Here is a 20101-nt window from a genome sequence, read left to right on the forward strand (position 1 = left end):
CTGGCGCGGGTCGAGGGGGCGCAGGTTGAGCCAGCTCGGAAGCCGGCTCAGGCCCGGTCAACTCCGCCGAAAAGGGCGCGGGGCGTCCGCCGGGGCCTCCCCTTGCGGGGGTGCTGCGGCGGGCGTGGCCGGGCGGTCGAACGCCTGGTCAGGCCCCGGCGTCCAGTGCAGCCAGGCGCCGTCGTCATGGCCGTGACCGTGCGCGGCCTGCCGTTCGGGCGCGTAAATCTTCGGCTCGGGCGGGGCGGCCAGGGCCACCGCGCCGCTGGGCGAGTTGGCGGTCGGCAGGACGTAGTCCTTCATCCGGTCGCGGATGACCTTCTTGTCGATCTTGCCGGTGGCGCCGAGCGGGATCTCGTCCACGAAGAGCACGTCGTCGGGCATCCACCACTTGGCGATCTTGCCCTCGAGGAACTGCAGGAACTCCTCCTTGGAGGCGGTCTCGCCGGCGTTCAGCTTGACCAGCAGCAGCGGCCGCTCGTCCCACTTGGGGTGGAAGACGCCGATGACTGCGGCCAGCTCGGCCTTGGGGTGGCCGGCAGCGAGGTTCTCGATCTCGATCGAGGAGATCCACTCGCCGCCCGACTTGATCACGTCCTTGGCGCGGTCGGTGATCTGCATGAAGCCATGCTCGTCGAGGGTGGCGACGTCGCCGGTGTCGAAGAAGCCGGCCTCGTCGAGGATGTCGCCACCCTCGGCCTTGAAATACTTCCCGACCACGAACGGGCCGGCGACCTTCAGGCGGCCGAAGGTGGAGCCGTCGTGCGGCAGCGGCTGTTCCGCGTCATCGACCAGGCGCAGCTCGATGCCCAGCGGGGCGCGGCCCTGCTTCAGCTTGAACTGCAGCTGGGCCTCGGGGTCCATGGCCGCAATCTTGTGGTTCGGAGTGGCCTGGGTGCCGAGCGGCGAGGTCTCGGTCATGCCCCAGGCGTGGGTGACGTCGACGCCGAACTCGTCGCGGAAGCCGCGCACGATGTTCTCGGGCACCGCCGAGCCGCCGATGACGACACGCTTGAGGGTGGTCAGCTTGCCGTTGGTGGCGCGCAGGTGCTGCAGCAGCATCTGCCAGACGGTCGGCACAGCGGCCGAGAAGGTGACGCCCTCGGTCTCCAGCAGTTCATGCACCGAGGCGCCGTCCAGCTTCTGGCCCGGCATGACCAGCTTGGCGCCGACGGCCGGGGCGGAGAAGGCCAGGCCCCAGGCGTTGGCGTGGAACATCGGCACCACCGGCAGCACGGTGTCGGTCGCCTTGATGCCCAGCACGTCGGACCCCATGGTCACCAGGGTGTGCAGGAAGTTCGAGCGGTGCGAGTAGAGCACGCCCTTCGGATTGCCGGTGGTGCCCGAGGTGTAGCAAAGGCCCGCGGCGGTGTTCTCGTCGAAGCCGCCCCAGGTGAACTCGGCCGAGGCGCCCGCCAGCAAGGTCTCGTAGGCCAGGGCGCCGGGCAGTTGGTCGCCCAGGTGCGCCTCGTCGGAGAGGACGATGAAGTGCTTCACGCCGGGGATCTGGTCGCGGATGGCGGCCAGGATCGGCAGGAAGGTCAGGTCGGTGATGATGACCTTATCTTCGGCGTGATTGATGATGTAGACGAGCTGCTCGGCGAACAGGCGCGGATTGAGCGTGTGGCAGACCGCGCCCATGCCCATGATGCCGTACCAGGCTTCGATGTGGCGGGCGGTGTTCCAGGCCAGGGTGGCGACGCGGTCGCCGGGCTGGACGCCCAGGGCGGCCAGGGCGTTGGACACCTTCTTGGCGCGCTCGTGAACTTCGCCGTAGGAGGTGCGGACGATGGGCCCCTCGACCGAGCGGCTGACGATCTCGCGGCCGCCGTGCCAGGCCTTGGCGTGGTCCAGGATCTTGTCGACCGTCAGCGGCCAGTCCTGCATCAAGCCTTGCATCACGTACTTCCTCCCGACGTACTCTTTTGTGGGAGGCAAGCTAGATTCACCAAGTGTGCAATGCAACGCGCGCAGGCCGGCATGCGTCGATACGGTGAACGGCGGCGACGAAACCGTCCGTTGACTTTGCAGGCCCGGTCCTATCGAAGGGCCGACTTCTTCCCTCCAGGCATGAGGCCCTCGTGGATCAGTTCGACGTCGTGGTGATCGGCGCCGGGGCGGCCGGCATGATGTGCGCCATCGAAGCCGGCAAGCGCGGCCGCAAGGTGCTGGTGATCGATCACGCCGCCGCGCCGGGCGAGAAGATCCGCATCTCAGGCGGCGGGCGCTGCAACTTCACCAACATCAACGCCGCGCCGGCCAACTTCATCTCGGCCAATCCGCACTTCGCGATCTCGGCCCTGCGCCGCTACACCGCCAAGGACTTCATCGCCTGGGTCGAGCGACACGGCGTCGCCTATCACGAGAAGACCTTGGGCCAGCTGTTTTGCGACGGCTCGGCCAAGGAGATCATCGCCATGCTGACCGGCGAGATGCGGTCGGCTGGCGTGACCCTGCGTCTGAAGACCACCGTCGAGCAGGTCGAGCAGGAAGACGAGGGCTTCAGCCTGACGACCAGCGGCGGGCCGGTGACCTGCGCCACGCTGGTGATCGCCAGCGGCGGCAAGTCGATTCCGAAGATGGGCGCCACGGGCTTCGGCTACGACATCGCCCGGCAGTTCGGCCTGGACATCGTCGAGACCCGGCCCGCCCTGGTCCCGCTGACCTTCGAGATCGGGATGCTGGAGCGGCTGAAGCCGCTGGCGGGCGTGGCGGTGGACGCGGTGGTGTCCTGCGGCAAGACCAAGTTCGCCGAGGCGATGCTGTTCACCCATCGCGGGCTTTCGGGCCCCTCGATCCTGCAGATCTCGTCCTACTGGCGCGAGGGCCAGGCGATCACTGTCGACATGGCGCCTGGCGTCGACATCGCCGCGACCTTGAAGGCGGCGCGTCAGAACCGCGGCAAGCAGGCGGCGCTCACGGTGCTGAGCGAGCACCTGCCGCGACGGCTGGCCCAGATGATCCTCGACGACGCGGCCGCGCCCGCGAACGCCGGCGACCTCTCGGACAAGGCCATCGGCCGGATCGGCACGGCGGTGAATGCCTGGACGGTCAAGCCGGTCGGCTCGGAAGGCTATCGGACTGCCGAAGTGACCTTGGGCGGCGTCGACACCAACGGCCTGGAGTCCAAGACCATGCAGGCCAAGGCCGTACCGGGGCTCTACTTCATCGGCGAGGTGGTCGACGTCACCGGCTGGCTGGGCGGCTATAACTTCCAGTGGGCGTGGTCGTCCGGCTGGGTGGCCGGACAGTCGGTTTAGGGGCCATCGAGTTCCTCCCCTCATGGGGGAGGTGGATCGGCGCGCAGCGCCGAGACGGAGGGGGACTGCTCTCAACCGGCAAAGTCGAAGCCCCCCTCAGTCAGCCATGCGGCTGACAGCTCCCCCAGCGGGGGAGCAACTCGACCTTCATTAGGCCAGCGGCGAGCCGCCGTGGGTGATCGACCAGGCCTCCGCGGCGTCCTGGGCCGGGCCGGAAGCGTCGACGGCGATCCAGTCGATCGGGCCGACGTCGCGGTCGAGCTGCATCTGCAGGGTGGCGACGGTGGCGTCGGAGGCGTCCCCTTCCCGGCCCTCGATGCGCTGGGCCAGCACCTCGGGCGAGGCCTGCAGCCAGACGCCGTGGAATGGCACGCCGGCGTCCTTGGCCAGGGCTTCGACCCGGCCGCGCAGCTCCGGCTGGATGAAGGTGGCGTCGACGACCACGGCGCGGCCGGCGTCCAGCAGGGCGCGGGCTTCGCGAAACAGGGTGTCGTAGACGTCGTTGTAGAAGGCCGGCGAGTAGACGCTGGACGGCAGCGACGCGGTGGGCGCCACGCCGAGCAGGCGCTTGCGGATCTCGTCTGTGCGCAACACCACTGCGCCAGGCGAGGCGCCGAGGCCCGGCGCGATCAGCCGCGCGAAGGTGGACTTGCCGGAACCTGAGAGGCCGCCGACCGCAGTCAGCTTCGGCGGCGGCGGGGAAAGGTGGCGCAGACCGGCGTCGAGATAGGCGCTGGCGGCCTCAAGGTCGCCGCTGTGGGCCTGGACGTGGGTGCGCACCCCGGCGCGGACCGCCATCATCAGCGGCAGGGCGGCGAGGCCTTCCAGAAGTTCAGCGCCGAAACCGCGGAGGCCTTCATCGAGATAGGCCGACAGCACCCGCACCGCCGCGTCGCGGCGGCGGCGGAAGTCGAGGTCCATCAACAGGAAGGCCATGTCGTACTGCACGTCGATGTCCGACAGGACGTCGTTGAACTCGATGCAGTCGAAGAGGACCGGCTTGCCGTCCTCCAGCAGGATGTTCCCCAGGTGCAGGTCGGCGTGGCACTGGCGTGCAAAGCCGGCGGCGCGGCGCGCGTCGAGCAGCGGCTCGCGGCGGAAATACTCGGCGTCGGTGGCGGCGATCAGCGCCTCGACCCGCTCGTGGCCGAGCTTGGAGGCCAGCTCGCGGATCAGCTTGGCGTTGGAGTCGATGGTGTACTTCAGCGCCTTGCCGCCGCCGCCCTGCGGTCGCAGCTCGGCGCGGGCGTGGACTGCAGCGACCTCGCGGCCCAGGGCGTCGGCCAGTTTGCCGTCCACCGCCCAGGGTCGGGCGGCGAGCACGAAGCTCTCGTCGAAGCGGCGCATCTCCAGCGCGTACTCGACGACCGCGCCCGGGCCGTCCAGCTCCAGGCCGCCGCCGCTCGCGCGGGTGATCTGGCGCACCGAGCGGTAGATGTCCGAGGTGGCGGCGCGGTTGAAGCGCAGCTCGCGCTCCAGCGCCCAGTGCCGCAATTCCAGGGTCGAGTAGTCCAGGAAGCCGAGGTCGACCCGTTTCTTGACCTTGAAGGCGGTGTCGCCGGCCAGGAACACCCAGGCGCAGCCGGTCTCGATCTTCTTCTCGGAGTCGCCCTCCAGCCAGGCGACGACTTCGGCCTCTTCGGCGTCGGTCACGGATAGAGGCGCTGGGTGGTCCAGCCTTCGGCGACGCGGGTGAAGACCAGGCGCTCGTGCAGCCGGAACGGGCGGTCACGCCAGAACTCGATCACCTCGGGCTGGACGCGGTAGCCGGACCAATGCGGCGGGCGGGTCACCTTGCCGATGCCGAACTTCAGGCCGACCTCGGCGATGCGCTTTTCCAGCGCCAGGCGGTCTGGCAGGGCCTGGCTCTGCTCCGAGGCCCAGGCGCCGATCTGGGCCGGACGCGCACGGGTGGCGAAATAGGCGTCGGCTTCCTCCGGCGTCGTCGGGATCACCGTGCCGCGGACCCGCACCTGGCGGCGCAGCGACTTCCAGTGGAACAGCAGGGCGGCCTTGGGATTGGCCGCCAGCTGGCGGCCCTTGGCGCTGCCGAGATTGGTGTAGAACACGAAGCCGTCTGGGCCGGCGTCCTTGAGCAGCACCATGCGAACGTCGGGCATGCCGGCGTCGTCGACGGTGGCTAGGGCCATGCCGTTGGCGTCGTTCGGCTCCTTGGCCACGGCCTCGTGCATCCATTCTGAGAACAGCTCGAATGGATCCTGGGCGGCCAGCAGCGGCGGCGGCTGCGCCGCCGTCACCTGACGGACGTACTCGTCCTCGCTGGGCGAGGGAGGGATTTCGGCCTTGTCGCTCATGGCGCGGATATAGCGCGTACCGGCGCGCTTGCCATGCTTAACGCGCCGTTGACCACGTCCGCGTCAGAGTTTGCGAATGGCCACGCCACAGTCACCCTCGATGGACAGGAAGCGGGCGCGTGTGGTGCTGGGCGTAGGCCAAGCCGCGACGCCCGCCGAGCTACGCCGCGCGTTTCGCGAGGCGGCCAAGCAGGCCCACCCCGACCGGCCCGGCGGCGACGCCGAGCAGTTCCGCCAGGTGGTCGAGGCCTACCGCCTGCTGGGCGAGCAGCCGCCGGCCGACCGCATCATCCAGCCGCCAACCGTCAGCTATCCAGCCGCCGGCGACAGCATCCTGCCGATCACCCCGATGCTGGCCCTGAACGGCGGGGTCGTGCTGCACGAGACGCCGGACGGGCGGGGCCTGAAGATCACCCTGCCCGCCGGCCTGCGCAGCGGCGACACCTTGCGAGCCGGACGCGAGATGTTCGAGATCGCGGTGCGCGGCGACGGCCAGATGATGGTCCGCGGCCACGACATCTGGCTGACCACGCCGCTGCACCCTCACGTGCTGGCCCAGGGCGGCCGAGTGTCGGTGGACACCCCGCTAGGCCGCCGGGTGGTCTGGATCACCAGAAGGGCCGCCGAGCGCGGGTTGATCCGGCTGGTCGGTCAGGGCCTGCCGGCGCGGGGCGACCACCCGGAAGGCCACCTGTTCCTGCGGCTGACCGCCCAGGCCCGCACCATCGACACCGCCACCAAGGCCCTACGCCGCCGCTTCGCCGCCGCGTGGGCGGCCTAGCCGCGCTCTAGCCTTGAGCCAGCCACGGCTTTAAGAACCCCGCCATGTCGCACAACACCTTCGGCCATCTGTTCCGCGTCACCACCTGGGGCGAAAGCCACGGGCCGGCCCTGGGCTGCGTCATCGACGGCTGCCCCCCCGGCATCGGCCTGACACCCGAAGAGGTGCAGGTGTGGCTCGACCAGCGCCGACCCGGCCAGGGCAAGTTCGTCACCCAGCGCCAGGAGCCGGACGCGGTCAGGATCCTGTCCGGCGTGTTCCAGGACGAGCGCACCGACGGCCAGGTGACGACCGGCACGCCGATCTCGATGCTGATCGAGAACGTCGACCAGCGCTCGCGCGACTATGGCGAAATCGCCACCCAGTTCCGACCTGGCCACGCCGACTACACCTACTTCGCCAAGTACGGCGTGCGCGACTATCGCGGCGGCGGACGTTCCTCGGCGCGAGAGACCGCTGCGCGAGTGGCGGCCGGAGCCGTGGCCCGCAAAATCATCAAGGGCGTCACGGTCCGCGCCGCCGTGGTGCAGATCGGTCCCCACGCCATCGACCGCAGCCGCTTCGACTGGGACCAGCGCCACGAGAACCCATTCTGGTGCCCCGACGCCCAGATGGTGGCGATCTGGGAAGAGCACCTGGAGAAGGTGCGCAAGGCCGGTTCGTCGACCGGCGCCATCGTCGAGGTGGAGGCGATCGGCGTGCCGCCCGGCTGGGGCGCGCCGGTCTACGGCAAGCTGGACGCCGAACTGGCGGCGGCGCTGATGTCGATCAACGCCGCCAAGGGGGTGGAGATCGGCGCGGGCTTCGCCTCGGCCGCCTTCTCCGGCGAAGAGAACGCCGACGAGATGCGGATGGGCAATGACGGTCAGCCGCTGTTCCTGTCCAACAGCGCCGGAGGCATACTGGGCGGCATCTCGTCCGGCGCGCCGGTGGTGGCGCGCGTCGCCTTCAAGCCGACCTCCTCGATCCTAACCCCGCGCCGCAGCCTCAACGAGGCGGGCGAAGAGGTCGAACTGCGCACCAAGGGCCGCCATGATCCGTGCGTGGGCCTGCGCGCCGTTCCCGTGGTGGAGGCGATGGCCGCCTGCGTGCTGGCCGACGCCTTCCTGCGCCATCGGGCCCAGACCGGCGGCGGGGCTTTCACCCCCGGTCAAGCTAGACCTTAGGTCGCACGCTCCAGAAACTATCTTCTGGCGATAAGAACATTTTGCAGCGCCCACGAATATAGGTCGCAGACCGGTGTTTTTTGGATTGACCCGCAAAGTTACACGCTTGTAATCAGCCCTTACCGAGGGGCGGATTGTTCGAGTCGTCGGCAGTTTGTCAGCCACCACCCGGCATCAAGTGTGAAGCACATGCGCCTGGATCGCCTCAAAGTACTTGTGGTCGATGACAACAAGCATACGCGGCAGATGCTTGCGCAGATCCTCCGCGCGCTCGGCATCCACCAGATCTACGAGGCCGGCGACGCCGAAGGACTGCAGGCGCTGCGCAACCACGCCGCCGACATCGTGCTGACCGACCTGGCCATGGAGCCGCTGGGCGGCATCGAGTTCGTACGCCTGTTGCGCACCTCGCCGGAGAGCCCAAACCCGCTAATTCCGGTGATCATGATCACCGGCCACTCGACCGTGAAGGCGATCCGCGACGCCCGCGACGCCGGGGTGAACGAGTTCATGGCCAAGCCGATCACCGCCCGCGGGGTGATCGAGCGCCTGGTCCAGGTGGTCGATCACGCACGCCACTTCGTCCGCGCCGGGGACTATTTCGGTCCCGATCGCCGGCGGCGTGTCGATCCCAAACACGAGGGTCCATGGCGGCGGGTCGGCGACAGCGACAATGTGCGCGCCCTTGAGATCTGAAGCTGCCACCATTTGGTGACCTTCCACCGCTAGGCCGGGCGCATATCCGTTGGAGTGCGCCGATGCCGATCTTCCGCCTAGCCTTGCTGTGCGCCCTCGCCCTGCCTCTGTCCGGCTGCCTGGCCATGGCGGTCGGCGGCGCGGTGGTGGGAACCGCCGTCGGCGTCACCGGCGCAGCCGTGGGGGTGACCGCCAAGGGCGTCGGCATGGTCGCCGGGGCGGTTATCCCGGACGGCGACGACAAGGACGACAAGAAGCAAAAGTGAAGATCCCAGCGCCCACGGCGTCCCGACCGGCCTTGACACTGACCCCAGGTCAGTAGTTAATGACCCTCAGTCAGTTGAGAGCGATCGATGGACAAGCGTCCGAGGCGCCGCCTCCAACCCGAGGCGCGAAAACTGGAAATTGTCGAGGCGGCCGAGCGCCTGATCCACGCCCATGGCTCACAGGTGCGGGTCGAGGACGTGGTCCGCGAAGCGGGCGTCGCCAAGGGCACCTTCTTCCTCTACTTCCCGAGCTGGGACGACCTGCTTGAGACCGTGCGCGAACGGCTCGTTTCCGACTTCGACGCCGCCAATCCGCTGCCGACCGAGGTCGATGGGCCGATTGACTGGCCGGCGCTCGTCGAGGCTCAAGCCTGCGCCTTCATCGACTTCACCCTCTCGCGTCGCGGGTTTGGCGAGGCGGTGTTCCATTCGGATTTCGCCGAGCGACGTCCGCTGGCCGACAACGGCATCCTGCGGATCACAGCGGTGATCCGCGCCGGACAGGAGGCCGAGGCCTTCGGGCCGGTCGATCCAGAACCCACCGCGCGCCTGCTCTTCGCCGCGATCCATGAAGCCTCGGACGCCCTCGCCGCCGGCGCCGACCGCGCCGCCACATTGGCCGCTTTGCAGAACCTGCTGCGACGCTGCCTCGCACCTTGAAAGCTTGCATCACACCAAGGAGGAACACCGATGAGTGAGAGCCCTGTGAACGTGCGGTACATGGTCAACGACGTGATGGAGTCCGCCAGCTGGTACGTCGACAAGCTTGGTTTCAGCCGGCTCCCCAATGCGTCGCCAGCCTTCGCGGCCGTGGAGCGCGGACCGCTCAGGCTTCTGCTGAGCGGCAAGATGAGCTCGGCCGGCCGGCCCATGCCGGACGGCCGGCAACCTGAGCCCGGCGGCTGGACCCGCTTCCAGATCATCGTCGAGGATATCGGCGCTGAGGCTGAACGGCTGCGGGCCGACGGCGTCAAGTTCCGTAATGACATCATCGTCGGGCCCGGAGGGTCGCAGATCCTGGCCGAAGACCCCTCCGGCAATCTGGTCGAGCTGTTTCAGCCCGCGAAGCTAGCCTAGGACCGCCCGGCCGACGCCGAAGCACGCCCCGGCCGCCACCACCGCGACCGGCGGCGATCGAAACGCGATGAGCAAGGCGAAGCCCGCCATGACCGCCAGGAAATCCAGGCGGTCATGGACGGCGCTGGTCCAAAGCGGGTCATAGAGGGCGGCCGCAAGAATACCCACCACGGCGGCGTTGACCCCGCGCATGGCGGCCTGCGCCGCAGGCCGGACGCGAAGTTGGCTCCAGAAGGGCAACGCCGCCAGCAGGGCGAGCAGCCCCGGCAGGAAGATCGCCACCAGGCCCAGCAAGGCGCCGACCACGCCGTTGGGCGGATGGCGCATCACCGCGCCCAGATAGGCGGCGAAGGTGAAGAGCGGCCCGGGAACCGCCTGCGCGGCGCCGTAGCCCGCAAGGAAGCTCTCGCTGTCCACCCAGCCTGGCTCGACGACGGCCTCGTTCAACAGCGGCAGCACCACGTGACCGCCGCCGAACACCAGGGCTCCGGATCGGTAGAAGGCGTCGAAATAGGCCAGCGCAGGGTTGGCCGTCGCCGCCGCGACCAGCGGGCCGCCGATCAGCAGGATCAGGAAGAGCGCGAGCGCGGCGACGCCGAACGCCGGCGGTATGGTGAGGACAAGGGCGTCCCGGACGGGCGCCGCACCGTTGCGGCACAACAGCAGGCCGGCGAGACAGCCCATCCCGATCGCGGCGAGCTGTCCGAGGGTGGCTGAGGCCGCCATCACTAGCGCGACGGCGGCCAGCGCGATCCCTGCCCGTCGGGCGTCCGGCGTCAGGGTCCTGGCCATTCCGACTACGGCCTGGGCCACGATGGCGACGGCGACGAGCTTGAGCCCGTGCAGCAGGCCCTGGCCGAGCGAGCCCCGCATGGCCCCTGCCCAGAAGGCGAAGGCGGTCAGAACGATCGCGGACGGAAGGGTGAAGCCTATCCAGGCTGCGAGCGCCCCCAACGGGCCGGCGCGCATGAGGCCGATGGCGAAGCCCACCTGGCTGGAGGCCGGACCCGGCAGAAACTGGCAGAGCGCCACCAATTCGGCGTAGGCCGCTTCGCTGAGCCATTGGCGTCGGACGACGAACGCCTCACGGAAATAGCCGAGATGGGCGATCGGCCCGCCAAATGAACTGAGGCCCAGCCGCAGGAAGACGGCGAGCACTTCGGGCCAGCGCCCACGGCGGACAGCGGCGTCAGCCGCAGCGCTTTCGTTCATGGCGCGATGCTAGCACCTGCGCACGTCGGAGCGATGACCGAACTGGCCTGCTAGGCGACCGCCATCGCGCAGCTTTCGCCGATGGTCGGGCGGGAGACGACGATCCGCGAGAGGCCCGGGAATTGCGGCTGCAGGCGCTGGGCGAAGTACATGCAGATGTGCTCCAGGGTCGGACGCTCGAGGCCGGGCTTCTCGTTGAGCAGGCCATGGTCGAGTTCAGCGGCGACCGCCTTCAGCGCGCCATCGAGGTCGGCGAGGTCGGCGACCCAACCCACCGGCTCCTGCTGAACGCCGCGCACGGTGGCCTCCACCTTGAAGGAGTGGCCATGCAGGTTCTTGTAGGGCCGGTGATCGGGCCCTTCGCTGAAGTAATGCGCCGCATCGAAGGTCGCGGCCTTGGTGATCTCGAAGACGGGCTGGGTCATGTCGCAGGGTCTGGGGCGTCCGGCCGCGCGTGCGCGCGTGTCACGGAATGCCGAGGTACTTGTGAGTTTGGACGCTTAAACGCCACCGAGGGTGCGCAAGGCAATAGGCGATCGCCGCCTCGGTGTTCGCCATGCGGTCGGGACCGTCCATCGGCTGCAGCAGGAAACGCTCGAAATCCAGGTGTTCAAAACTCGCGGGATCGACGCCGACCTGGGGATAGACGAGCTTCAGTTCCTGCCCGCGGGTCTGGACCACGGCGGCGTCCGCCTTGGGACTGACGCAGACCCAGTCGATCCCGTCGGGCGCCTGGAGGGTGCCGTTGGTCTCCAACGCGATGCGGAACCCCTTGGCGTGCAAGGCCTCGATCAGCACCGGATCGACCTGCAGCAGCGGCTCGCCGCCCGTGCAGACCACCAGCCGATGCTCCGGGCCGCCGGTCCAGGCCGCTTCCACCCCCTCAGCCAGCGCCTCGGCCGTGGCGAAGCGGCCGCCGCCCTCGCCGTCCATGCCGACAAAGTCGGTGTCGCAGAATGTGCAGACCGCCTTGGCGCGATCCTCTTCCCTTCCCGACCACAGGTTGCATCCCGCAAAGCGGCAGAACACCGCGGGCTGGCCGGCCTGGCCGCCCTCGCCCTGAAGGGTCAGGAAGATCTCTTTGACCGCGTAACTCATGCTTCAAGCACCGGGCGCCCGGCGGCGACCCACTCGTTCCAGCCCTTGGCGCGAAGTTCGCAGGCCGGGCAGTCGCCGCAGCCGTAGCCCCAGGCGTGAGGCTCGCCACGCGTTCCGCGGTAACAGGTATGGCTGTCTTCGACGATCAGCGCGACCAGCGCCTCGCCGCCCAAGCCCTTGGCAAGGCTCCAGGTTTCGGCCTTGGTCAGGCGCATCAGCGGTGTCTCGACCACGAAGTCCTGGGCCATGCCGAGATTCAGCGCGGCCTCGAGGGCGTCCAGCGTGTCGCGTCGGCAGTCCGGGTAGCCGGAGAAATCGGTTTCGCACATCCCTCCTACTAGAAAACGCAGACCGCGACGATCCGCCAAGGCGGCCGCGTAGGTCAGGAAGACCAGGTTGCGGCCGGGCACGAAGGTGTTGGGCAGGCCCTTCTCGGTGACCTCGAAGGCCCGCTCCTGCGTCATCGCCGTCTCGCCGACGGCGCCAAAGCCCTTGAGGTCGAGGACGTGATCCTCGCCGAGGCGGCCGGCCCATTGCGGGAACCCGGCGCGAAGGGCTTCGCGAACCACAGAACGCTGTTCCATCTCGACGCCGTGACGTTGGCCATAGTCGAAACCGACGGTCTCCACATGGTCGTAACGAGCCAGGGCCCAGGCCAGGCAGACGCTGGAATCCTGGCCGCCGGAGAACAGGACAAGTGCGCGGGAACGGGGTGAAGCTTGCTCCATCAGCCCCATATGCGCGTCCGCGGGCCAAACCGGAAGCCCGGTGCGTCGAGTCTTCGCGGCCCTCGCCATACCGAGTGCTTGAAGATCAATTCGCTAGGCCAGATCTCGCGGACGCAGCAATTCCAATACGGTCAAGCTTGTAGTGTTCGCACCCGCACAACTGCAACCCCTACCCAGAATTGCGAGTTTTCGATTCCTTGGTATTTACGCCACAGCCAGTGCTCAGTTTTAATATTACCGGTGATAACTTAACGACGTCACGTTGACAGACTCCACAACTACGCGAGAGCCTGTTGATGTCGGGGGAGGGGCCGCCAGCCCTTAGACGAATTCTCGTGCGGCGATGCAGACGTACCGGGCCGGTATGTAGAGAGTTCCGGGCGTCTTGGGAGGAACCTGGAATGTTGAACACTCTGCATTTGCGGAGCCTGCTGGTGGTGGGCGCTTCCGCCGCCGCCCTCAGTTCTATTGCGTCGCCTGTCTTCGCCCAGTCCGTCATCGAAGAATTGGTCGTCACGGCGCAGCGCCGCGAACAGGCCCTGCAAGACGTTCCCGTCGCCGTTTCCGCCTTCTCTGAGGATTCACTGCGGACGCAGCGCCTCGATGGCGGCCAGAACCTGCTTCAAGCTATTCCGAACGTGAACTTCTCGCGCTCGAACTTCGGCGGTTACAACTTCTCGATCCGCGGCATCGGCACCAAGGTTGTCGGCAGCGGCGAGGCCGGGGTCAGCTTCCACCAGAACAACAGCCCGCTCACCGCCAACCGCCTAGCCGACGCCGAATTCTACGACGTGGAGCGGGTCGAAGTGCTGCGGGGCCCGCAGGGCACGCTCTACGGCCGTAACGCCACCGGCGGCGTGGTCAACATCATCACCAACAAACCGATCGTCGGCGACTCCAGCGCCAGCGGCTGGCTGACCGGCGAATACGGCAACTTCAACACCACGCGACTGCGCGGCGCGGTCAACATCCCGCTGACCGACAACATGGCCGTCAGGGCCGCCGCCGCCTGGATCCAGCGCGACGGCTTCGGTGAAAACACCTACACCGGCAACGACGCCGACGACCGGGACATCACCTCGACCCGCCTGTCGTTCCGCTTCAGCCCGAACGAATGGCTCGACGCCACCGCGCTGTGGGAACACTTCAACGAGAAGGACCACCGTTCGCGGATCGGCAAGCAGCTCTGCATCCCCGACCCGGGCCCGGTGGCGATCGGCGGGGTGCCGACCGGCGCCAACCAGAACTTCTTCAGCCAGGGCTGCCTCCCCGGCACCCGCTATCAGGACTCCGCCTACGGGGCGGTCAACTCGGTGGCGACCCTCGGTGGCCTGCTCGCCCAGCTCGGCGGCCTGTCCAACGGCAACCTGAACGAAGGCAAACTGCAGGATCACGACCTGCGCAACATCGAGTCGACGATCGACCCGATCTACCAAGGCCAGCAGGACTTCTTCCAGATCGACGTGGCGGTGCGGGTCACCGAGGAACTGACCCTGGCCTCGCTGACCAGCCTCAACCAGAACGAAGGCTACAGCTACCAAGACTACAACCGCATCGTCGGCACCCGCGGCTTCTCGCCCACGGGGGCGATGAACCTGGTGGCGCCGGGCGGCTTCTTCAATGACCCGCAGGTCGGCCGCGACAACAAACTGCGCTCCTTCGACTACGGGGCCGGCACCAGCAAGGAATTCACCCAGGAGTTCCGGCTGTATTCGGCCTATGAAGGGGCGTGGAACTTCAACGTCGGCGGCATCTACACGAAATTCCGCTCGATCACAGACTACTACGTGTTCTCCAACTCCCTGACGGCCTTCGCCGAGCTCAACAACCTGGCCGGCATTCCGCACATCTTCCCGTTCTATGTGGATCCGAACTTCCCGCCCTCGGACAACGAAGGCCGCAACTACTTCGACTCCCGCGGCCAAAACCTGACCAAGTCCGCCGCCGTGTTCGGTGAAGTTTACTGGGACGCGACGGACACCCTGAAGTTCACCCTGGGTCTGCGTCAGACCAAGGACGAGAAGACCCTCTACAGCACCCCGATCACGCTGCTGGCCGGTCCCACCAAAACCGCGCCCCCGCCGGGTTCCGGCGTGATCCTAAACCCGAACTTCACCGGCGGCCGCGGCGCGGCCCCAGCGATCAAGGTCGACTACGAGAACGACGCCACGACCGGGCGCGTCAACGCCACCTGGTCGCCGGAGCTGAGCTTCACCGAGCAGTCGATGTTCTACGCCAGCTACTCGCGCGGCTATAAGGCGGGCGGCTTCAACACCCCCTGCGACACCACCACGCCAGGCTGCGGCGCAGTGACCAGCAGCTTCGATCCAGAACAGGTCGACGCCTTCGAAGTCGGCACGAAGAACACGCTGCTGAACGGCAGCCTGATCCTCAACCTGACCGGCTTCTACTACAATTATAAGGGCTATCAGATCTCCAAGATCGTGAATAAGTCCTCGCAGAACGAGAACGTCGACGCGAAGATCAAGGGCCTGGAACTGGAGTCCATCTGGGAACCGGTCACCAACCTGCGCTTCAACATGCAGGCCGGCTGGCTGGACACCGAGATCGAGACCGGAACATCGATCGACCTGCTCAACCGGACCCAAGGCGATCCCACCCTGACCTTGGTGAAGGCTTCGGACGGCTCCAATTGTGTCGCCAACACAGCCGGTGTCGCCGCGCTGCTGGTGGTGGCCCCGTCGGCGGTGCTGGGGATCTGCTCGGGCCTGCCGGCCGCTCTGGCCGGTCCGCTAGGCATTTACAACTACGGCGCCGGGGTCGAAACCGCCCCGGCCTTCGTGAACAACGCGCCGGGCGTAAACACCGTGGCCAATATCGGCCAGGGCCACGCGGTGTCGCTGGAAGGCAAGCAACTTCCGAACGCCCCGGAATGGACCTTCGCGTTCGGCGCCCAGTACACCTTCGAGTTCGACAACGGCTGGGAGGCGATCCTGCGCGGCGACTACTACCGCCAGGCCGACAGCTACTCCCGGATCTTCAACACCGAGAGCGACGAGCTTGAGGGCTATCAGAACATCAACGCGACCCTGACCTTCACCAACAAGGACTGGGACATGGATATTCAGATCTACGGCAAGAACCTCAGCGATGAGATGCCGATCACCGACCTCTACCTGACCGACGACTCGTCGGGCCTGTTCACCAACACCTTCACGACCGAGCCCCGCCAGTACGGGATCGGGATCACGAAGCGGTTCTAGTAGTAGCAGTACAGCCAGACGTACCCACTGAAAGGGGCGGCAGGATCACCTGCCGCCCCATTTTTGTGCGCGATCGTCAAAATCGCGGCCAAGATTTCTGCGGAGCCGGTATGACGGCGGCCAGCCGGCCCAACATTGGAAAACCCCTTATTTCATTTTGATTCACGATTGCGTCAAAGAACGCCGATCACTTTTGCGCCTTGAATTTGAAAACGCGGTATTTCCGCCACAGATGGCCGAAAGCTGGCGGCGTCCCGGGCGAGATCCCAAGACGTCACATTGACGGCGCGCCAGCGGACGCAGAGTTTCCGCCGCCTAGGCGCCTCCCCGCGCCCTGAACCCCTGCACATCATGCGGGCGGAGAGGACGCAGCGCCTCCCGTCCTGGAAGGATACTTGATGTCTACCAACGCACCGCGTCTGCGGACGCTGCTGGCGCTCAGCGCCTCGGTTCTGACGCTCTCGGCGATTTCCGCCCCGGCCGCCATGGCCCAGGAAGACGACGACTTCCAGATCGAAGAACTGGTCGTCACCGCCGAAAAGCGGGAACAGGCTCTGCAGGACGTGCCGGTGGCCGTCTCGGCCTACACGGCCGAGCAGCGCGACGTGCGCGGCATGACCGGCATCCAGGACTTCGTGAACTTCACGCCCGGAATGAACTATTCGGGCACCGACCGCGTGTCGCTGCGCGGCGCCGGCCGCAACACCTTCTACATCGGCAACGACCCGGGCGTAGCCGCCTACACCGATGGCTTCTACTCGGCCTCCTCGTCGGAACTCTTCAAGAGCTCGCTGTTCGTCGAGCGCACCGAGATCCTGCGCGGTCCGCAGGGCACCCTCTATGGCCGCAACGCCATGGGCGGCGCGCTGAACACCATCTCCAAGCGCCCCTCGCACGACTTCTCGGGCGAGATCCGCGCCGGCTGGGGCAACTTCGAACGCTCGAAGATCGAAGGCGCCGTCTCGATCCCGGTGACCGACAACCTGCGCTTCAAGGTCGGCGGCTCCCAGGACTGGCAGCGCGAAGGCTTCATCGACAACATCGGCGGGGCCAATGACGGCGGCACCATCAAGCGCACCTATTTCGAGGTCCAGGCCGAAGCCGAATTGGGCGACAATCTCGAGGTCTGGGCCCGCTACTCGCGCTCGAACTGGGATGACACCACGGGCGTGGGCGACCGCCTGGCCAACCTGATCACCCCCTACGACACGACCCGCACGTTCCAGCCGATCGGCGGCCTGGTTCCGAACCCGCAGTTCGGCATGCCGACCGCCAATCCGGGCGTTTCGGACCCCTACGTCCAGTCCACGAACCGCGACGGCTACGGCCAGCTGCGCGGCAACAACCTGTTCACGACCACGATCACTTACGACCTCGGCTGGGCTGATCTGAAGTACATCGGCGGTTTCCAGCAGTACAACTACCAGACTGGCGGAGACTACGACTCCACCAACCGCACCAACGCCTTCTTCGTGCCGGGCTCGTTTGTGCCTGTCTACGGCGACCAGACCACCGACTTCGACGAGCACAAGAAGTACTATTCGAACGAGATCAACCTGTCGTCGAATGGCGACGGGGCGCTGAGCTGGATCCTGGGTCTCTACCAGTACAAGGAACAGTACCGTCAGCGCATCCAGCTGGGCAGCCCGCAACAGACCCAGCTCGGCCTGCCGTCCTTCTATTACGGCTCGATCAACGGCGCGGCTCCCGCCGTCGCCAGCCTGGCCGCCGCGGGCCTGGCCTCGACCAACCCGTCGCGCGACTTCGCCGACAACCAGGCGGAGCTGGAATCCAAGGCTTGGGCGGTGTTCGGCCAGAGCACCTACAAGCTCAGCGACGCCTTCGCGCTGACCGCCGGCCTGCGCTACACCAAGGATGAGAAGGACGGCTACGAGTACCAGCGCCTGGTCCTCTTCAATCCGGCCGGCTCGTTCGGCCCTGCCGCGGTGGACGTCTCCAGCGACATGGACCCGACCCGAGCGGGCGTGCAGAACTTCCGCAACCTGTCGGACAGCTGGTCGGCCGTCACCGGCACGCTGAACCTGGACTGGACCCCGAACGACGACACCCTGGTCTACGCCAAGTACAGCCGCGGCTATAAGTCGGGCGGCTTCCTGCTCGGCACCCTGGCGCCGAAGCCGACCGCCGACGAGGAAACGGTCAACGCCTATGAAATCGGCCTGAAGGAGACCATCGGCGGGCGCCTGATCCTGAACGCCTCGGCCTTCTACAACGACTTCGGTGGCCTGCAGCTGAACCTGTCGCAGCTGAATGCGGCCGGCACCTCGGCCTCGAACAACTTCGTCAACGTCGACGCCGAAGCCTACGGCCTGGAACTGGAAGCCATGTGGCAACCGATCCAGCCGCTGCAGATCTCGGCCTCCTACGGCTACCTGCACACCGAGATCACCAAGGGTTGCTGCTTCTACGATCCGGCGGATCCGAGCGCGCTGAAGTCGACGGCCCGTCCGTCGGGCGGCACGGCGACGACCAACGGCGTGCTGCTGGTCTTCCAGGACCTGGCCGGTTCGAAGATCTACCAGTCGCCGGAGAACAAGTTCGCGCTCAACGCCAACTACACGTTCGACTTCTCCCCGGGCTCGCTGATCCTCTCGGGCAGCTACACCTGGACCGACGAGACTACCTACCAGCCCTTCGACAACCCCGACTTCGCGGTGCCGTCCTACGGCACGGCCGACCTGCGGGTGCTGTGGAAGGACGCGGGAGAGCGCTACTCGCTCATCGGCTACGTGAAGAACGTGACCGAGGAAGAGGGCTTCACCTCGACATCCTCGACCAACCCGACCGCGGTGTTCGCCAACCCGAACCCGGGCCTGGCGGTCGGCGGCACGACCTATCTGCGCCAGACCAGCACCGCGATCACCCGCGGCCTGATCCAGCCGCGCACATACGGCGTGGAACTGCAGTACCGCTTCTAAACCGGCGGCTACGACCTGGAAACGAAGGGCGGCGGAAGCGATTCCGCCGCCCTTTCGTGTTTGCGGGGGCCAGACGCGGCTTTTTCGCCAAATCGCCAGTTAGTGCGCACCCAGAGTGGAATTTAACGTCTCCGCAAGCGCTTAGGCCCATGCTGAGCATAAGTTCCCCCCAGGACGCCGGCGTTCATGTCTCTGCCCGAGTTCTTCTACGAGCGCGTAACGAGCGAAATCCATCAGCAGATGGAGGGCGTGCTCGCCTTGGCTGAACGACTGGCTCGCCAGCCGATGGGCGTAGACGCTCAGGCCTGCGTGGCCGGCGTCGCAGAAGCGGCCCGCGCCGTCCGTCAGATCCTTGCGTCCGCCGCCGACCTCAGGTCCGCCACCACCGACGGACTGTCCTTCGACCCGCACCCCAAGCGCGCCGCCGACCTGGCCGACGAGGTTCAGGCCCGCTGGCAGGAGCGCGCCACCGACAGCGGCGTCACCCTGCTGGTGTCGTATGACGGCGCCCCCGACGCCATGGTGATCGTGGATGGCGGCCGCATGCATCAGGTGTTCGACGCCTTCATCGCCCAGACCCTGGCCGGGGTGCGGCGCGGCGCGGTTGAAGCCACCTTGAAGGCGACCCGCCACGACGGCCTGACCCGCCTGGAAGGCCGAATTCGTGGTGGCGCCGACCGCGTCATCGGCGACCGCACCCTGGACATCCGCGAGATCGAGGCCCTGTTCGGGCTGGAGACCGCGCTGGGCGTGGCCCTGGGCCGCCGGATCGTCGACGCCATGGGCGGCGAGGTCCATTCGGAAGCCAATGTCGGCGCCGGCGAGACCCTGGTGTTCGCGATCGACGTACCGAGCGCCGAAGAGGAAGCTCCGGCCGAGGAAACCTTGGGCCAGGCGGAACGCGCCGCGCACATTCTGGTCGTCGACGACAACGCGACCAACCGCATGGTCGCCGAGACCCTCTGCGAGATGTTCGACTGCACGTCGGAATCGGCCACGGACGGCGTCGAGGCGGTCGAAGCCGCGCGCACCGGCCGCTTCGACCTGATCCTGATGGACATCAAGATGCCGCGGATGGACGGGGTCACCGCCACCCGCGAGATCCGCGCCCTGCCCGGCGCGGCCGGCCGCGTGCCGATCATCGCGCTGACCGCCAACGCCGATCCCGAAGACGCCGCCGGCTATCTGAAGGCCGGCATGAACGGCGTCGTCGAAAAGCCGATGAAGCCCGAGAACCTGCTGCGCGCCCTGCAGGAGAACCTGGGCAGCGGCGAGGACGAGTCCGCCGCGGCCTAGCTCGCGCACTAGCCGCGCGCCCCAGGCTGGGCCATCGTCGCGG

Annotated in this window: 17 protein-coding genes; 10 read left to right on the plus strand and 7 right to left on the minus strand. The window is 67.2% G+C overall.

Features of this window, described 5'->3' with window-relative positions:
• Positions 1 to 57 precede the first annotated feature (57 nt).
• Positions 58 to 1899, minus strand: coding sequence for a long-chain-fatty-acid--CoA ligase (locus AC1DQJ_RS12390; protein ID WP_477603669.1), 1842 nt, complete (start codon positions 1897 to 1899; stop codon positions 58 to 60).
• 182 nt (positions 1900 to 2081) lie between these two features.
• On the opposite strand from AC1DQJ_RS12390, the gene AC1DQJ_RS12395 reads away from it, so the two are divergent.
• Positions 2082 to 3260 carry a BaiN/RdsA family NAD(P)/FAD-dependent oxidoreductase gene (locus tag AC1DQJ_RS12395; protein WP_477603671.1) on the plus strand — a complete coding sequence of 393 codons (1179 nt, stop codon included), beginning with the start codon at positions 2082 to 2084 and terminating at the stop codon, positions 3258 to 3260.
• A 150-nt stretch (positions 3261 to 3410) separates the two neighbouring features.
• Here the strand turns inward: AC1DQJ_RS12395 and AC1DQJ_RS12400 are convergent, their stop codons facing one another.
• Complete coding sequence (locus AC1DQJ_RS12400) at positions 3411 to 4913, minus strand: bifunctional aminoglycoside phosphotransferase/ATP-binding protein (RefSeq protein WP_477603673.1); 1503 nt, start codon at positions 4911 to 4913, stop codon at positions 3411 to 3413.
• Positions 4910 to 5575, minus strand: a complete 666-nt coding sequence (gene pdxH, locus AC1DQJ_RS12405; protein WP_477603675.1) for a pyridoxamine 5'-phosphate oxidase — start codon at positions 5573 to 5575, stop codon at positions 4910 to 4912. Before pdxH ends, AC1DQJ_RS12400 begins: the two co-directional genes overlap by 4 nt.
• A gap of 76 nt (positions 5576 to 5651) precedes the next feature.
• On the opposite strand from pdxH, the gene AC1DQJ_RS12410 reads away from it, so the two are divergent.
• The 6 genes from AC1DQJ_RS12410 (at position 5652) to AC1DQJ_RS12435 (ending at position 9561) form a co-directional block, all read left to right on the plus strand.
• Entirely contained in the window at positions 5652 to 6356 is a 705-nt protein-coding gene (locus tag AC1DQJ_RS12410; RefSeq protein WP_477603677.1) for a DnaJ domain-containing protein, read from the plus strand.
• A 44-nt stretch (positions 6357 to 6400) separates the two neighbouring features.
• A complete protein-coding gene (aroC, locus tag AC1DQJ_RS12415; RefSeq protein WP_477603679.1) occupies positions 6401 to 7522 on the plus strand; it encodes a chorismate synthase in 1122 nt (373 codons plus the stop codon).
• 189 nt (positions 7523 to 7711) lie between these two features.
• Positions 7712 to 8218, plus strand: a complete 507-nt coding sequence (locus AC1DQJ_RS12420) for a response regulator (protein ID WP_477603681.1) — start codon at positions 7712 to 7714, stop codon at positions 8216 to 8218.
• Positions 8219 to 8280: 62 nt separating this feature from the next.
• Complete coding sequence (locus AC1DQJ_RS12425; protein WP_477603683.1) at positions 8281 to 8484, plus strand: hypothetical protein; 204 nt, start codon at positions 8281 to 8283, stop codon at positions 8482 to 8484.
• 87 nt (positions 8485 to 8571) lie between these two features.
• On the plus strand, positions 8572 to 9144 hold the full coding sequence (locus tag AC1DQJ_RS12430) for a TetR/AcrR family transcriptional regulator (RefSeq protein WP_477603685.1): 573 nt from the start codon (positions 8572 to 8574) through the stop codon (positions 9142 to 9144).
• Between the two features lie 30 nt (positions 9145 to 9174).
• Positions 9175 to 9561 (plus strand): VOC family protein, encoded by a 387-nt coding sequence (locus AC1DQJ_RS12435; RefSeq protein WP_477603687.1) that lies wholly within the window; start codon positions 9175 to 9177, stop codon positions 9559 to 9561.
• On the opposite strand, the gene chrA is transcribed toward AC1DQJ_RS12435, so the two are convergent.
• From chrA to queC, 4 genes are read right to left on the minus strand one after another with little or no spacing between them, the layout of a single operon-like run.
• On the minus strand, positions 9553 to 10773 hold the full coding sequence (chrA, locus tag AC1DQJ_RS12440; protein WP_477603689.1) for a chromate efflux transporter: 1221 nt from the start codon (positions 10771 to 10773) through the stop codon (positions 9553 to 9555). The two genes, AC1DQJ_RS12435 and chrA, sit on opposite strands and share 9 nt — an antisense overlap.
• 50 nt (positions 10774 to 10823) lie before the next feature.
• Positions 10824 to 11198 (minus strand): 6-pyruvoyl trahydropterin synthase family protein, encoded by a 375-nt coding sequence (locus tag AC1DQJ_RS12445; protein ID WP_477603691.1) that lies wholly within the window; start codon positions 11196 to 11198, stop codon positions 10824 to 10826.
• Between the two features lie 40 nt (positions 11199 to 11238).
• Positions 11239 to 11871 carry a 7-carboxy-7-deazaguanine synthase gene (gene queE / locus AC1DQJ_RS12450; RefSeq protein ID WP_477603693.1) on the minus strand — a complete coding sequence of 211 codons (633 nt, stop codon included), beginning with the start codon at positions 11869 to 11871 and terminating at the stop codon, positions 11239 to 11241.
• Positions 11868 to 12599 carry a 7-cyano-7-deazaguanine synthase QueC gene (queC, locus tag AC1DQJ_RS12455; protein ID WP_477603695.1) on the minus strand — a complete coding sequence of 244 codons (732 nt, stop codon included), beginning with the start codon at positions 12597 to 12599 and terminating at the stop codon, positions 11868 to 11870. Before queC ends, queE begins: the two co-directional genes overlap by 4 nt.
• Positions 12600 to 13000: 401 nt before the next feature.
• Between queC and AC1DQJ_RS12460 the strand changes: the two genes are divergently transcribed.
• The 3 genes from AC1DQJ_RS12460 to AC1DQJ_RS12470 all read left to right on the plus strand — a co-directional run bounded on the left by AC1DQJ_RS12460 (position 13001) and on the right by AC1DQJ_RS12470 (position 20058).
• Positions 13001 to 15823, plus strand: a complete 2823-nt coding sequence (locus AC1DQJ_RS12460) for a TonB-dependent receptor (RefSeq protein WP_477603697.1) — start codon at positions 13001 to 13003, stop codon at positions 15821 to 15823.
• 398 nt (positions 15824 to 16221) lie between these two features.
• Positions 16222 to 18762 carry a TonB-dependent receptor gene (locus AC1DQJ_RS12465; RefSeq protein WP_477603699.1) on the plus strand — a complete coding sequence of 847 codons (2541 nt, stop codon included), beginning with the start codon at positions 16222 to 16224 and terminating at the stop codon, positions 18760 to 18762.
• A 186-nt stretch (positions 18763 to 18948) separates the two neighbouring features.
• Positions 18949 to 20058, plus strand: a complete 1110-nt coding sequence (locus tag AC1DQJ_RS12470; RefSeq protein WP_477603701.1) for a response regulator — start codon at positions 18949 to 18951, stop codon at positions 20056 to 20058.
• Positions 20059 to 20101: the final 43 nt, after the last annotated feature.

The organism is Phenylobacterium sp. P4_E10, assembly GCF_056401675.1.